Raw genomic sequence first — 15,193 nt, 5'->3', positions numbered from 1 at the left:
ATCTTTGGAGCGATAGTGGCGGCCTGGCAACGAAGGAGCACCACCCATGGCTCTCAGCGTCGAGAACCACGACACCCCCGCGTCGCCCCTCACCCTCGTGGTGATGGGCGTCTCCGGTGTCGGCAAGACCACCGTGGCCCGCCTGCTGGCCGACCGCCTCGACCTCCCCTACGCCGAGGCGGACGACTTCCACCCGCCCGCCAACATCGCCAAGATGTCGGCCGGCATCCCGCTGGACGACGCGGACCGCGCGCCCTGGCTGCGCGCCCTCGGCGGCTGGCTGGGGGAGCGGGCCGAGGCCGGCACCGGCGGCGTGGTCACCTGCTCGGCGCTGAAGCACCGCTACCGCGACACCCTGCGCGCGGCCTGCCCGGGCGCCTTCTTCCTGCACCTCAGCGGGCGGCACGAGCTGGTCGGGGACCGGCTCGCCCACCGCACCGGACACTTCATGCCGCCGTCGCTGCTCGACTCGCAGTACGCCGCCCTGGAGCCCCTCGGGGCGGACGAGCGCGGTGCGGTCCTGGACGTCGGCCCGACCCCCGAAGAACTCGTCGAGATGGCCGTGGCACTGCTGCGGCCCGTCAATGGAGACCTCGCGTGACCCCCACCCTGCTCGCGGCGGCCGCCCCACCGGCCCTGCCGCACACCGACAGCGACGCCCAGCTGCTGATCGCGGTCCTGCTCAGCATCGGCGCCATCGTGGTGCTGATCACCCGGCTGAAGCTCCACCCGTTCCTCGCCCTCACACTCGGCTCGGGCCTGCTGGCCGCCGTCGCGGGCGCCCCCTTCGACAAGCTGCTGGGCAGCTTCTCCACGGGGTTCGGCGCGACCGTCGCGGGCGTCGGCCTGCTGATCGGGCTCGGCGCGATGCTCGGCAAACTGCTCGCCGACTCCGGCGGGGCGAACATCATCGCCGACACCGTGCTCGCCCGCTCCGGGCCCAGGGCGCTGCCCTGGGCGATGGCGCTGATCGCGGCCGTCCTCGGCCTGCCGCTGTTCTTCGAGGTCGGGGTCGTCCTGCTGATCCCGATCGTGCTGCTGGTGGCCCGCCGCGGCAACGTCCCGCTGATGCGGATCGGCATCCCCGCGCTGGCCGGGCTCTCGGTGCTGCACGGCCTCGTCCCGCCGCACCCCGGCCCGCTGGTGGCCGTCGACGCGCTGAAGGCCGACCTCGGCATCACCCTGGCGCTCGGCCTGCTGATCGCCGTGCCGACGCTGATCGTCGCCGGCCCGCTGTTCGCCCGGCTCGCCGAGCGCTGGGTCGGCCCGCTGGAGATCCCGCAGGCCACCGCGCCCGAGGAGACGGAGAAGCCCGCGCACACCCCGGGCTTCGGCGCGGTCCTCGCCACCATCCTGCTGCCGGTCGCCCTGATGCTCGGCAAGGCCCTGGTCGACGTCGTCGTCGACGACCCGAAGGCGATGCCGCAGCGGATCTTCGACTTCATCGGCTCGCCGCTGATCGCCCTGCTCGCCGCGACCCTGCTCGGCATGGTGACGCTCGGCCGGGCGGCCGGCTTCACCAAGGACCGGATCTCCGACACCGTCGGGAAGTCGCTCGGCCCGATCGCGGGCATCGTCTTCATCGTCGGCGCGGGCGGCGGCTTCAAGCAGACCCTGATCGACGTCGGTGTGGGCAACGCGGTCAGCGAGTGGTCCGCCAAGTGGCACATCTCGGCGCTGCTGCTCGGCTGGCTGATCGCCGTGCTGATCCGCCTGGCCACCGGCTCCGCCACGGTCGCCACGATCACCGCCGCGGGCATCCTCGCCCCGCTCGCCGCCGACATGTCCGCGACCCACGCGGCGCTGCTGGTGCTGGCCATCGGCGCCGGTTCGCTGTTCTTCTCGCACGTCAACGACGCCGGCTTCTGGCTGGTGAAGGAGTACTTCGGGATGAGCGTCGGCCAGACCCTCAAGTCCTGGTCGGTGATGGAGACCGTGATCTCGGTCGTCGCCATCGCCCTGATCATGCCGCTCAGCCTGATCATCTGACCGCGCCCCCGCGCCCCGAAGGGCGGTACCCGTCTCCCACGGGTACCGCCCTTCGGCGTTGCCCGGCGGCCGGGCGCGCGGCCCGACCGCGGCCCGGCGGGCAGCCGAGCGGGTCCTGGGGACCGCCCCGGCAGCCGACCCGCAGGAGCCCGTGAGCCCGGCCGTGCGGACATGCCGAAGGGCGGGCACCCCCAGCCCGGGGTGCCCGCCCTTCGAGTCCTGTGCGCCGGCCCTACGGGGCCGAGCGCTTCACGGGACCGCCCTCACTCGGCCACGCGGTCACTTGGCGCGCTTCGCCAGGAAGGCGTCGACCTCGGAGCGGATCTCCGGCGTGTCCAGGCCGCGGACGGTCATCGTGGTGCGGCGGCGCAGCACGTCGTCCGTGGTGTACGCCCACTCGCTGTCGGCGGCGTAGGCGACCTGGGCCCAGACGTCCGGGCCGTCCTCGTGGATCGGCCGGCCGAGCTCCGGGTTCTCGTCGATCATGCGGGCGATCTCGAAGGAGAGCGTGCCGTAGTGGCTGGCCAGGTGCTTGGCGACCAGCGGCTCCATCCGCGAGCCGGGCTCGCGGTCGATCAGCAGGCGGTGCGCGACGGCGTTCGGCGCGCCGACGCCGGGCAGCGGGACGGTCCGGGCGATGGTCGACATGTCCTCGCCGAGCGTGGTGCCGGGCACGTGGGCCAGCTTCTCCAGCACGGTCCGGCCGATGTGCCGGTAGGTGGTCCACTTGCCGCCGGCGACCGACAGCATGCCGCCCCGGCCCTCGGTGACGACCGTCTCGCGCTTGGCGGCGGCGGTGTCGCCCGGGCCGCCGGGCAGCACCCGCAGGCCGGCGAAGGCGTAGGTGATCAGGTCGCGGTCGATGTGCTCGTCACGGATGGCGTGCGCGGCCTCGCCCATGATCTGGTCGATGTCCGCCTCGGTGGCCCGGACGTCCTGCGGGTCGCCGGTGTACTCCTCGTCGGTGGTGCCGAGCAGGACGTGGTCCTCCCACGGGATGGCGAAGGAGACGCGGTACTTGTCGATCGGGATGGTCAGCGCGGCGCGCCACGGCGCACGGCGCTTGACCACGACGTGGGCGCCCTTGGAGAGGCGGATCGACGGCGCGGCGCCGGCGTCCTCCATGGTGCGCAGGTGGTCGACCCACGGGCCGGTGGCGTTGAGCACCAGGCGGGCGTTCACGCCGAACTCGGTGCCGTCCAGGCGGTCCTTGAGGTCGGCGCCGGTGACCCGGCCGCCGGTGAAGCGCAGGCCGGTGACCTCGGCGTGGTTGAGCACCACGGCGCCGGCGTCGACGGCGGCGCGCACCGTCATCACGGCGACGCGCGAGTCGTTCATCTGGTGGTCGCCGTAGACGGCCACCGAGCGCAGGCCCTCGGTGCGCAGCGCGGGCACCTGCTGGGCGGCGTGCGCGGCGGTGGAGACCCGGCCCATGCCGTCGCGGAAGGCGGAGAGCGCCGAGTAGAGGAACACACCGGCGCCGAGCTTGGGCGCGCTGTGCGGGCCGCCCTTGTAGACCGGCACGAAGAAGGTCAGCGGGTTGACCAGGTGCGGGGCCACGTCGGTGGCGAGCGCGCGGCGCTCCTTGTGGTTCTCGGCGACCAGCTTGACCGCCCCGGTCTGCAGGTAGCGCAGACCGCCGTGCACGAGCTTCGAGGAGGCACTGGAGGTGGCCCCGGCGAAGTCGCCGGCATCGACCATGGCGACCTTCAGGCCCGCCTGGGACGCGGTCCAGGCGACGGCCGTGCCGAGGATGCCGCCCCCGATCACCAGCAGGTCGTAGGTGGCCTTGCCCAGCAGCTCGCGGGTCTCGGCGCGGGAGGCGGTGCGGCCGGCGAAGCGCTCGGCGCCCAGGGTCGGGATGGTAGCCATGGTGTGTGTACGGCGGCGCGGGTCGGGCGGCGCCGTTACTCCTCTCGGTGTGCGGTGCGGCCCCTGCTGAGAGGCCGGTTCGGCCCGGTGCGGCGGGCCGGTGAAACGGGAGCGGGCCGGTCGGGGCCCGGGGGCCCCGACCGGCGTCCGCGGTCAGATCTGCTCGTCCTCCTCCACCCAGCCCATGGTGCGCTCCACAGCCTTGAGCCACTTCTTGTACTCGCGCTCCCGGGTGGCCTCGTCCATGCGCGGGGTCCACTCGGCGGCGCGGTGCCAGTTGGCCCGCAGGGTGTCCAGGTCGCTCCAGAAGCCGACCGCCAGGCCGGCCGCGTAGGCGGCGCCCAGCGCGGTGGTCTCGGCCACGTACGGGCGCTCGACCGGAGCGTCCAGCACGTCGGCGATGTTCTGCATGAGCAGGTTGTTGCTGGTCATGCCGCCGTCGACCTTGAGGGCGGTGAGCTCGACGCCGGAGTCCTTCTGCATGGCGTCGACGACCTCGCGGGTCTGCCAGGCGGTGGCCTCCAGCACGGCCCGGGCCAGGTGGCCCTTGGTGACGTACCGGGTCAGACCGGCGATCACACCGCGGGCGTCGGAGCGCCAGTACGGGGCGAACAGGCCGGAGAAGGCCGGGACGAAGTAGGCGCCGCCGTTGTCCTCGACGGTGTTGGCGAGGGTCTCGATCTCGGCGGCGGTGGAGATGATGCCGAGCTGGTCGCGCAGCCACTGGACGAGCGAGCCGGTGACGGCGATCGAGCCCTCCAGCGCGTACACCGGCTTCTGGTCGCCGATCCGGTAGCCGACGGTGGTCAGCAGCCCGTGGTACGAGTTGACGACCTCCTCGCCGGTGTTCAGCAGCAGGAAGGTCCCGGTGCCGTAGGTCGACTTGGCCTCGCCCTTGTCGAAGCAGGTCTGGCCGAACAGCGCGGCCTGCTGGTCGCCGAGGGCGGAGGCGACCGGCACGCCGGCCAGGTCGCCGACGGCCTCGCCGTAGACCTCGGCGGAGGAGCGGATCTCCGGCAGGACGGCCATCGGCACGCCCATCGACTCGGCGATCTTGTCGTCCCACTCCAGCGAGCGCAGGCTCATCAGCATGGTGCGGCTCGCGTTGGTGACGTCGGTGACGTGCTTGCCGCCGTTGACACCACCGGTGAGGTTCCAGATCACCCAGGTGTCCATGGTGCCGAACAGGATGTCGCCGGCCTCGGCGCGCTCGCGCAGGCCCTCGACGTTGTCCAGCAGCCAGCGGATCTTCGGGCCGGCGAAGTAGCTGGCCAGCGGGAGGCCGGTCTCGCGGCGGAAGCGGTCCTGGCCGACGTTGCGGCCCAGCTCGCGGCAGAGGCCCTCGGTGCGGGTGTCCTGCCACACCAGCGCGTTGTGCACCGGCTCGCCGGTGTTCTTGTCCCACAGGACGGTGGTCTCGCGCTGGTTGGTGATGCCGATCGCGCGGATGTCGTCCTTGGTCAGACCGGCCTTCTCCAGCGCGCCGCGGACCACCGACTGCACCCGGGTCCAGATCTCGGCGGCGTCGTGCTCGACGTAGCCGGGCTGGGGGAAGATCTGCCGGTGCTCCTGCTGGTCGACGGCGACGATCCGGCCGTCCTCGCCGAAGATGATGCAGCGGCTGGAGGTGGTGCCCTGGTCGATCGCGGCGATGTAGTTACCGGTGCCAATGGAGGTCATGAGGGTCCTCGGCTCAAGAAGGGGGTTGCGGGGTGGGTGGGTCCGACTCTCGGGTCAGTCCCCGTGCTCGGGTGGGGTGGAAACCCGAGGAGCGTCAGAAGGCGACGTGGTACAGGCCGCCGGCCAGCAGGCCGCCGATGACCGGGCCGGCCACCGGGATCCAGGCGTAGGACCAGTCGGAGCCGCCCTTGTTCGGGATCGGCAGGAGCGAGTGCACGATGCGCGGGCCCAGGTCGCGGACCGGGTTGATCGCGTAGCCGGTCGGGCCGCCGAGCGAGAGGCCGATGCCGACGACGGTGAGGGCGACGATCAGGATGCCGGTGCCGGAGAGGCCGAGGCCCTTGTTCAGGCCCTGGGTGAGGATGCCCAGGCACAGGACCATGGTGCCGATGATCTCGGTGAGCAGGTTCTGGACCGGGTTCCGGATCTCGGGACCGGTCGAGAAGATGCCCAGGGTCGCCTCCTTGTTGGCCTGGAACTGGCCGAGGTAGGTGACCCAGACGAGGACGGCGCCGATCATCGCGCCGAGCAGCTGGGAGCCGAGGTAGACCGGCACCTTGCTCCAGTCGCCGCTGTCGACGGCGAGGGCCAGGGTGACGGCCGGGTTCAGGTGCGCGCCCGACTTGGGGGCCGACATGTAGGCGGCGATCATCACCGCGAAGCCCCAGCCGAAGGTGATCGCCAGCCAGCCGGCGTTGAGGGCCTTCGACTTCTTGAGCGTCACGGCGGCACAGACGCCGCCGCCGAGAAGTATCAGCGCGGCGGTGCCGAGGGTTTCGCCGACGAAGATGTCGCCGTTGGAGAACGCGGACACAAAGACTCCCTTGTCCATATGGCCCGGAGGTGCGGGTGGGGGCAGGTGGCTGAGCGATCGCTGTGCGGGTGAGCGCATTGTGGGAGTGATCTGCTCGGCCATCGTTCGACAATGTCGACCGTCATGCGGAAGCTTCCTCCCCAGGCCGCCTTCACGTCAAGGCCGGGTTACGCAGCTGTGACCCTTCACTCGAAGTTACCAATCGACTCACGTCAAATATGGACAAAACGCTAAGGCGCGGACAGGCATCCCGCCTGTCCGCGCCTCAGCGTGAACGTCAGATGTCCGCGGCCGCGGCCGCCGGCGCCGGGGTCAGAACCGTCCGGCGCCCAGGTCCCGGGAGATCGCCCGGGCCGCGCTGCGCACCGAGGCGACCAGCGAGGGCCGCACGAAGCCGTCCTCGCAGACCCGCTCCACCGGGCCGCTGACGCAGACCGCGCCGACCGGGTTGCGCCGCCGGTCCTGGATCAGCGCGCCGATCGAGGCCACGCCCTCCCAGGTCTCCTCGATCGAGTCGGTCCAGCCGCGCTCACGGGTCAGCGCCGCCTCGGCGTCCACGTCCGCCAGGTCGGTCAGGGTCCGCGCGGTGTACGCCTCCAGCGGGCCCTCGCCCAGCTCCCCGCGGGCCACCGGGTCGTACGCCAGCAGCACCTTGCCGAGGGCGGTGCTGTGCAGCGGCTGCATCGAGCCGACCTCCAGCACCTGCCGGGTGTCGTCCGGCCGGAAGACGTGATGCACGATCAGCACGCCCTGCTGGTGGAGCACCCCGAGGTAGACGGTCTCGCCGGCCGCCCTGGCCAGGTCGTCCGCCCAGACCAGGGCCCGGGCGCGCAGCTCGTGCACGTCCAGGTAGCTCTGGCCCAGCCGCAGCAGCTCCGCGCCCAGCTGGTACTTGCCGCTCTCCGGGTCCTGCTCGACGAACCCCTCCTGCTGGAGGGTGCGCAGGATCCCGTGGGCGGTGCCCTTGGCGAGGCCCAGGGCCGTCGCGACCTCGGACAGCCCCAGGCGGCGCTCGCCGCCGGCCAGCAGGCGCATGATCGCGGCGGCCCGGGAGAGCGACTGGATCGGGCCGGGCATTCGGTACCTCCGCGCTGACAGGCGGTCGACAATGTCGACCGCAGTGGTAACGGGACGAGTCTGCCAGGCCGCGCCCCGTCCGTGCACCTTCCCCCTCGGTAATCTCCGTCCGGCGCGGTCAGACCCGCCCGCGCGCCACCTCGGCGGCCAGCGCCGCGATCTCCCGCGGGCCCACCCGGCAGCAGCCGCCCACCAGCCGCGCGCCGTCGGCCAGCCACCCCGCCACCCCCGCCCGGCCGCCGCCGCGAGCGGCTCCGGGCACGCCGAAGGTCGCCGCACCGCGCCAGGCACGGGCCCCGGCGTCCCAGCGCTCGCCGCTGTTCGGATAGACCACCACCGGCTTGCCGGTCACCCGGGCCGCCGTCGCCACCGCCCGGTCGGCGTCCTGCGGCGTGCAGCAGTTCACCCCCACCGCGACCACCTCGTCGGCGTCCGCGGCCAGCGCGAAGGCCTCCGCCAGCGGCTGCCCGGCCCTGGTCCGGTCGCCCGCCACGCTGAACGACAGCCAGGCCGGCACGCCCAGCCCGCGCACCGCCCGCAGCAGCGCCCGCGCCTCGTCCGCGTCGGGCACCGTCTCCAGCGCCAGCACGTCCGGCCCGGCGGCCGCCAGCACCTCCAGCCGCGGCCGGTGGAACGCCTCCAGCTCGGCGGTCGTCAGCCCGTACCGGCCCCGGTACTCCGAGCCGTCGGCCAGCGCGGCGCCGTACGGCCCCACCGACGCGGCGACCCACAGCGGCCGGTCCGCCCGGACCGGCGCCGCGGCGCGGCGCGCCAGCTCCACCCCGAGCGCCAGCAGCCGCTCCGCGTCCGCGCGGCCCAGCCCGCGCCGGGCGAACCCCTCGAAGCTCGCCTGGTAGGTCGCGGTGATCGCGACCTCCGCCCCGGCCTCGAAGTACGCCCGGTGCGCGGCGACCACCGCCTCCGGGGCGTCCGCCAGCAGCCGGGCCGACCACAGCGCGTCCGACAGGTCGTGCCCGGCCGCCGCCAGCTGGTTGGACAGCCCACCGTCCAGGACCAGCGGACCGGCGGCCAGCGCGGCGGCGAAGCCCGGTGGGGCAGGGGCGGGCATGGTGGCCTCCTCGGGGGCAAAGCTCCTGGTCACAGAGTAGAAGACCGGACGCCCCCGGCCGGCCCGAAAACCATTTGCCGCCCGGCCCCCGGATCGCTACGTTGTGCTCACCCCGAGAACGACGGCAGGTCGGCGGCCCGCAGGTCCGCCCACTACCGCCGACACGCACGACTCGCCCGACAGCGACCGACCGGCCCGACATAGCGCCAGCGGAGAGGAGCCCGCCATGACCGTGGAACGACCGCCCGCCCACGAGAACGACTGGCTCGCCGCCTACGACCCGCGCGCCTACACGCCCGTCGCCGTCACCGTCGACGTCGTCGCCCTGACGCTGCGCCACGGCAGCCTGCACGTCCTGCTGGTCGAGCGCGCCGCGCCGCCCTACCAGGGCTACTGGGCACTGCCCGGCGGCTTCCTGCGGGCCGGCGAGGAAGGGCTCGACGAGGCCGCCGCCCGCGAGCTCGCCGAAGAGACCGGCCTGCTCGGCACCGCCGACGCCGAGGCCGCCCTCAGCCGGATCCACCTCGAACAGCTCGGGACGTACGGCGCCCCCACCCGGGACCCGCGCATGCACGTGGTCTCCGTCGCCTACCTCGCCTTCGCCCCCGACCTGCCCGACCCGCAGGCCGGCTCGGACGCGGCCACCGCCGCCTGGCACGCCGTCACCGACCTCGACCTCCGGCCGTCCACCGGCCGGTCCCCAGCCGCCGGTGTGCCCGCCGACACCCACGGGGGTGGCGTCGGCGGGCACACCGGCCACCAACCCGCGGCCGACGGCCCCGCCGGCACCACGACGCTCGCCTTCGACCACGCCCGGATCGTCGCCGACGGCCTCGACCGCGCCCGCGCGAAGATCGAGTACAGCCCGCTGGCCACCGCCTTCCTCCAGTACGACTTCACCATCCCCGAGCTGCGCGCCGTCTACGAGGCGGTCTGGGACGAGAAGCTCCACCCCGGCAACTTCCACCGCAAGGTGCTCTCGGTGCCCGGCTTCGTCGAGAGCACCGGGACGACCACCGAGCGCGGCGGCGCCCGCGGCGGCCCCCGGGCCCGCACCTACCACGCCGGCGACGCCCACCTCCTGCACCCCGCGCTGCTCCGGCCCACCCGGGAGGACGAGATCCGCTGACCGGCGCCATCGGTCGCGCCCGCGCACTACCATCCGGCCATGACGACTCAAGAGGTGAGCAGGACGAGCAACCGGCCGAACTCCCACTGCCACTGGTGCGGCACGCCCTACCCGCCCGGCACCACGGCTTGGCCCCGCACCTGCCCCGGTTGCTCCGAGATCAGCTACCGCAACCCGCTGCCCGTCGTCGTCACCCTCCTCCCGGTCACCCAGGAGAGCGGCGCGCCCGGCCTCGTGGTCATCCGCCGCACCATCGAGCCCGGCTACGGCCAACTCGCCCTGCCCGGCGGCTACGTCGACTACGGGGAGAGCTGGCAGCAGGCCTGCGTCCGCGAACTGCGCGAGGAGACCGGCATCCTGGCCGAGGCCGGTGACGTCACCCTGGTCGCCACCGACTCCGACACGCACGGCGGCTTCCTCTGCCTCTTCGGCCTGCTCCCCGCCCGCCCGCTCGCCGAGCTCCCGCCCTCGGTCCCCACCGAGGAGACGGAGGGCTGGCAGCTCGCCGACCCCACGACCGCCCTCGTCTTCGCCTTCCACACCCGGGTCTCCCAGGCCTGGTTCAACGGTGAGTACGCCCACCACTGACCGTGCCCGGGGATGGGGCTGACCAGGCTCGCACGGCCGCGGCAGACCCTGGCGTACCGCGCGATCACATGGCAGGGTCTGCTCCGACAGCCCCAACCGGACGGGCCCTGCCACAAGCACCCCCGTCCCATCCAACGGCCGGGAGACCACCACCGTGAGCACCCCATCCCAGGACCAGCCGCTCTGGCGCCCCAACCCCGCTCGCGCCGCAGCCACCGGCCTCGTGGCCTTCCAGGCCTGGGCCGCCGAACACCACGGCGCACCGGCCGCCCCGCTGGCCCCCGTCGACAGCGACGAGCAGGCCGCCCGGCGCTACGCCGACCTGCACAGCTGGTCCACCGAGGACCTCGACCGCTTCTGGACGGCCGTCACCCAGTGGTTCGACGTCCGCTTCACCGAGGCCCCCGAAGCCGTCCTCGCCGAAGCCGCCATGCCCGGCGCCCGCTGGTTCCCCGGCGCCCGCCTCAACTACGCCGAGCACGCCCTGCGCGCCGCCGACGACGAGGCCAACGCCGACAAGCCGGCGATCCTCCACCTGGACGAGACCACCGAGCAGCCGACCGTCCTCACCTGGTCCGAGCTCCGCCGCCAGGTCGGCTCGCTCGCCGCCGCCCTCCGGGCCCGCGGCATCGGCCCCGGCGACCGCGTCAGCGCCTACCTGCCCAACATCCCGCAGGCCGCCGTCGCCCTCCTCGCCAGCGCCACCGTCGGCGCGGTCTGGACCAGCTGCGCCCCCGACTTCGGCGCCCGCAGCGTCCTCGACCGCCTCCAGCAGATCGAGCCCGTCGTCCTCTTCGCCGTCGACGGCTACCACTACGGCGGCAAGGACCACGACCGCGCCGAGGTCGTCGCCGAACTCCGCCGCGAGCTCCCCAGCCTGCGCACCGTCGTCCACGTCCCGCTGCTCGGCGCGCCCGCCCCCGACGGCGCCCTGCACTGGGACGACCTGGTCGCCGACGACGTCGAGCCGGTCTTCGAGGCCGTCCCCTTCGACCACCCGCTCTGGGTCCTCTACTCCTCCGGGACCACCGGCCTGCCCAAGGCCATCGTCCAGAGCCAGGGCGGCATCCTGCTGGAGCACCTCAAGCAGGCCGGGCTCCACCTGGACCTCGGCCCCGAGGACCGCTTCCTCTGGTACACCTCCACCGGCTGGATGATGTGGAACTTCCTCCTCGCCGGCCTGCTCACCGGGTCCACGATCGTCACCTACGACGGCAGCCCCGGGCACCCGGACACCGGTGCCCTCTGGTCCGTCGCCGCCCGGACCGGCGCCACCGTCCTCGGCACCTCCGCGGCCTACGTCATCGCCAGCCGCAAGGCCGAGCTGCACCCCGGCCGCGACCTCGACCTCTCCGCCGTCCGCTGCATCGGCACCACCGGCTCCCCGCTCCCGCCCGACGGCTTCCGCTGGATCTACGACGAGGTCAAGCAGGACGTCTGGCTCGCCTCCGTCAGCGGCGGCACCGACGTCTGCTCCTGCTTCGTCGGCGGCGTCCCGACCCTGCCGGTGTACCTCGGTGAGATCCAGGCCCCCTGCCTCGGCGCCGCCGTCGAGTCCTGGGACGTCCACGGCCGCCCGCTCACCGACGCGCTCGGCGAACTCGTCGTCACCAAGCCGATCCCGTCCATGCCCACCGGCTTCTGGAGCGACCCCGACGGCGCCCGCTACCACGACAGCTACTTCGAGATGTACCCCGGCATCTGGCGCCACGGCGACTGGATCACCGTCACCTCCCGCGGCACCGTGGTCATCCACGGCCGCTCCGACTCGACGCTTAACCGCCAGGGCGTCCGGATGGGCTCCTCCGACATCTACGAGGTCGTCGAGCGCCTCCCCGAGATCGCCGAGTCCCTGGTCATCGGCCTGGAGGAGCCCGACGGCGGCTACTGGATGCCGCTCTTCGTCGTGCTCGCCCCCGGCGCGGTCCTCGACGACGGCCTGGTCGGCCGGATCCGCACCTCGCTGCGCACCGAGCTCTCCCCGCGCCACGTCCCCGACGAGGTCATCGCCGTCCGCGGCCTGCCGCACACCCTCACCGGCAAGCGGATCGAGGTCCCGGTGAAGCGCCTGCTCTCCGGCACCCCGCTGGAGCAGGCCGTGAACCCGGGTTCGGTCGACGACATCGAGCACCTGCGCTACTTCGAGCAGCTCCGCCGCGACCGCCGGGCCTGACCCCGGACAGCACGAACCCGGACAGCACGAAGGGGTGCCCCCATGACGGTGGGGGCACCCCTTCGCAGTCCTCGCTCCGGCCGCGCGCCGGGTGTCACTCGCCGGACAGCACCTGCTGGGCCGCGGCCCGCGCGTCCTCGGCGCTGTCCGCGGCGCGGGCGGCCTCTGCCGCCCGGCGGCACTGCGCCAGCGTGTACTTGGCCAGCGTCGCCCGCACATAGGGGATCGACGCCGCGCCCATGGAGAGGCTGGTGACGCCGAGCCCGGTCAGGACCACGGCGAGCAGCGGGTCGGAGGCGGCCTCGCCGCAGACGCCGCAGCTCTTGCCGGTGGCCCGGGCGGCCTCGGCCGAGAAGGCGACCAGGTCCAGCAGCGCCGGCTGCCACGGGTCCTGCAGCCGCGCCAGCGCACCCACCTGGCGGTCGGCGGCGAAGGTGTACTGCGCGAGGTCGTTGGTCCCCAGCGAGAGGAACTCCACCTCCTGGAGGATCGACCGCGCCCGCAGCGCCGCCGACGGGATCTCCACCATCGCCCCGTACTTGGCGTTCAGCCCGGCCTGGCGACACGCGTCCGCGAAGTCCTTGGCGTCCTTGCGGTCGGCCACCATCGGGGCCATCACCTCAAGGTGGACCGGCAGCCCCTCGGCCGCCTTCGCCAGCGCGCGCAGCTGGGTCCGCATGACCTCGGGGTGCTCCAGCAGGGTCCGCAGACCGCGCACACCCAGCGCCGGGTTGGGCTCGTCGGCGGGGGTCAGGAAGTCCAGCGGCTTGTCCGCGCCCGCGTCCAGCGCCCGGACCACGACCCGGCCCTCCGGGAACGCCTCCAGCACCTTGCGGTACGCCTCGACCTGCTTCTCCTCGCTGGGAGCCTTGGCCGAGTCGTCCAGGAAGAGGAACTCCGTGCGGAACAGGCCCACGCCCTCCGCCCCGGCCTCCAGCGCGGCCGGCAGGTCCGCCGGACCGCCGACGTTGGCGAGCAGCGGCACCCGGTGCCCGTCCGAGGTCTGCCCCGGGCCGGACGAGGCGGCCAGCGCGGCCTTGCGCTCAGCGGCCGCGCGGCGCAGTTCGTCCTGCTTCTCCTGCGACGGCTCCAGCAGCACGTCGCCGGAGCTGCCGTCCACCGCGACCACGGTGCCCTCGGCGACATCGGTCGCCCCCGGCAGCGCGACGACGGCCGGCACGCCCAGGGCGCGGGCGAGGATGGCGCTGTGGCTGGTCGGCCCGCCCTCCTCGGTCACGAAGCCGAGCACCAGGGTCGGGTCCAGCAGCGCGGTGTCGGCCGGCGCGAGGTCACGGGCGAACAGCACGTACGGCTCGTCGCTGTCCGGAACGCCCGGCATCGGCACGCCCAGCAGCCGCGCCACGATGCGGTTGCGCACGTCGTCCAGGTCGGCGACCCGGCCGGCCAGGTACTCCCCGGCGGAGGCGAGCAGCGCGCGGTAGGCGGCGAAGGCGTCGTAGACGCCGCGCTCGGCGCTGCTGCCGACGGTGATCCGGCGGGCCACGTCGGCCATCAGCTCCGGGTCCTGCGCCATCAGCGCCTGGGCCTCCAGCACGGCCTGCGCCTCGCCGCCGGCCAGGTTGCCGCGGGCGATCAGGTCCGCGGCCACCGCCTCGACGGCAGCCTGGGCGCGGGCCTGCTCACGGGGGGCGTCCTCGGTCGGGATCTGGGTGGCCGACGGCTCCAGCACCGCCGTCCCCATGTGCCGCACCTGGCCGATCGCGACCCCGTGGCTCACACCCACGCCGCGCAGCGTCTTCTCCATGTCACCTGTCTCCGCTGAGAGAAGCGGCCCCGCCGGGTACCGCTGTGTGCCGGGCCGCCCCACCGAGTCCGGAGGGGCGGGTCTGCAGTAAAGAAAGAGGTCAGCTCCAGCTGAAGAGGGCGTCGCCCACGGCGACGTCCCCGTCCTCGCGAAGGTCGCCGAGCGAGTCGGGGGCGGCCTCCAGAGCGACGATCGGCGAGATCGGCGACTTGCCCGCGGCCTCGACGGCGGCCGGGTCCCACTTGATGACGGCCTGGCCGCGGGTCACCGTGTCGCCCTTGTTGACGAGGAGTTCGAAGCCCTCGCCGTTGAGCTGCACGGTGTCGATGCCGAGGTGCGTCAGCACGCCGTGTCCGTCCGCGTCCACGACGACGAACGCGTGGGGGTGCATGGAGACGACGACACCGTCCACCGGGGCCACGGCCTCGGTCGGCCGGCGCACCGGGTCGATCGCGGTGCCGGGGCCGACCATCGCGCCGGAGAAGACCGGGTCGGGCACGCCGGCGAGCCCGACGACACGGCCGGTCAGCGGCGACGTCACAGTGGTCATGGTTGAGCCTCCCAAGTGCGCAGTACAGAGAGCGGCCGCGAACTGCGGCAAGGACATCGACTGAAGCCTAAATCATGTCAACTTCGGACATCTGCTGACATTCCCGGGCGATCACTCACGCCCTGCCCGCCCTCACCGGCCGGCCATCTCACCGACCGCTAGTGGTCTAGTCCTCTTGGCCGATGCGCCGCACTCTACAGGCATCTTGGCGAATCGGGACCATTGCTGTATATGCTCGCGAGAGCAACAAATCATGCCTCCGAGCGGGTGAAGCTCGGCGTGCCCCGATTCGCGCTCCGGCCGACGACCCGCTATGGTTGGTCGAGTCGCCGCAAGTCGACGGTTAACAGCAAATTTCAGAAGCGAAAAGCGCCGGTAAACGGAGCGGAAAGCATCTGGTAAGCTGGAAACACGAAAGAACGAAGCGCCCGGAGGGCCCGCTGGAAGGCGGTCCGAAGGAAGTGTCCGTTCCTTGAGAACTCAACAG

General features: G+C 73.1%; 12 protein-coding genes. 5 read left to right on the top strand and 7 right to left on the bottom strand.

The genetic code is table 11. The annotated features are described in order from the left end of the window. Positions 1-46 precede the first annotated feature (46 nt). Together ACZ4UX_RS29540 and ACZ4UX_RS29535 are read left to right on the top strand one after the other, a co-directional pair. Complete coding sequence (locus tag ACZ4UX_RS29540; RefSeq protein WP_465708867.1) at positions 47-601, top strand: gluconokinase; 555 nt, start codon at positions 47-49, stop codon at positions 599-601. Beyond that, a complete protein-coding gene (locus ACZ4UX_RS29535; protein ID WP_329490858.1) occupies positions 598-1,989 on the top strand; it encodes a GntP family permease in 1,392 nt (463 codons plus the stop codon). The genes ACZ4UX_RS29540 and ACZ4UX_RS29535 overlap by 4 nt, the downstream gene beginning before the upstream one ends. Positions 1,990-2,268: 279 nt before the next feature. Here the strand turns inward: ACZ4UX_RS29535 and ACZ4UX_RS29530 are convergent, their stop codons facing one another. The 5 genes from ACZ4UX_RS29530 to mmuM all read right to left on the bottom strand — a co-directional run bounded on the left by ACZ4UX_RS29530 (position 2,269) and on the right by mmuM (position 8,501). Next, positions 2,269-3,861, bottom strand: coding sequence for a glycerol-3-phosphate dehydrogenase/oxidase (locus ACZ4UX_RS29530; RefSeq protein ID WP_329490859.1), 1,593 nt, complete (start codon positions 3,859-3,861; stop codon positions 2,269-2,271). Positions 3,862-4,014: 153 nt separating this feature from the next. Further along, the gene (gene glpK, locus ACZ4UX_RS29525) at positions 4,015-5,541 is read right to left on the bottom strand and encodes a glycerol kinase GlpK (RefSeq protein WP_465708866.1); all 1,527 of its coding nucleotides are present in this window, start codon (positions 5,539-5,541) and stop codon (positions 4,015-4,017) included. A gap of 94 nt (positions 5,542-5,635) precedes the next feature. Then, positions 5,636-6,373 carry an MIP/aquaporin family protein gene (locus ACZ4UX_RS29520; protein WP_380391237.1) on the bottom strand — a complete coding sequence of 246 codons (738 nt, stop codon included), beginning with the start codon at positions 6,371-6,373 and terminating at the stop codon, positions 5,636-5,638. 294 nt (positions 6,374-6,667) lie between these two features. Next, a complete protein-coding gene (locus ACZ4UX_RS29515; RefSeq protein WP_352295079.1) occupies positions 6,668-7,432 on the bottom strand; it encodes an IclR family transcriptional regulator in 765 nt (254 codons plus the stop codon). A gap of 118 nt (positions 7,433-7,550) precedes the next feature. Then, complete coding sequence (mmuM, locus tag ACZ4UX_RS29510) at positions 7,551-8,501, bottom strand: homocysteine S-methyltransferase (protein WP_465708865.1); 951 nt, start codon at positions 8,499-8,501, stop codon at positions 7,551-7,553. Between the two features lie 226 nt (positions 8,502-8,727). Between mmuM and ACZ4UX_RS29505 the strand changes: the two genes are divergently transcribed. From ACZ4UX_RS29505 to ACZ4UX_RS29495, 3 genes are all read left to right on the top strand, one after another. Then, the gene (locus ACZ4UX_RS29505; protein WP_329490864.1) at positions 8,728-9,630 is read left to right on the top strand and encodes an NUDIX hydrolase; all 903 of its coding nucleotides are present in this window, start codon (positions 8,728-8,730) and stop codon (positions 9,628-9,630) included. A 39-nt stretch (positions 9,631-9,669) separates the two neighbouring features. Then, positions 9,670-10,218, top strand: coding sequence for an NUDIX domain-containing protein (locus tag ACZ4UX_RS29500; protein ID WP_329490865.1), 549 nt, complete (start codon positions 9,670-9,672; stop codon positions 10,216-10,218). A 154-nt stretch (positions 10,219-10,372) separates the two neighbouring features. After that, positions 10,373-12,391: an acetoacetate--CoA ligase gene (locus ACZ4UX_RS29495; RefSeq protein ID WP_465708864.1), complete on the top strand. Its 2,019-nt coding sequence runs from the start codon at positions 10,373-10,375 to the stop codon at positions 12,389-12,391. A gap of 94 nt (positions 12,392-12,485) precedes the next feature. On the opposite strand, the gene ptsP is transcribed toward ACZ4UX_RS29495, so the two are convergent. Then, complete coding sequence (ptsP, locus tag ACZ4UX_RS29490; RefSeq protein WP_465708863.1) at positions 12,486-14,156, bottom strand: phosphoenolpyruvate--protein phosphotransferase; 1,671 nt, start codon at positions 14,154-14,156, stop codon at positions 12,486-12,488. 100 nt (positions 14,157-14,256) lie between these two features. Then, the gene (locus tag ACZ4UX_RS29485) at positions 14,257-14,706 is read right to left on the bottom strand and encodes a PTS sugar transporter subunit IIA (protein WP_352295089.1); all 450 of its coding nucleotides are present in this window, start codon (positions 14,704-14,706) and stop codon (positions 14,257-14,259) included. Positions 14,707-15,193: the final 487 nt, after the last annotated feature.

The organism is Kitasatospora sp. NPDC028961 (genome assembly GCF_055564815.1).
This window is presented reverse-complemented; position numbering and strand designations above follow the sequence as displayed.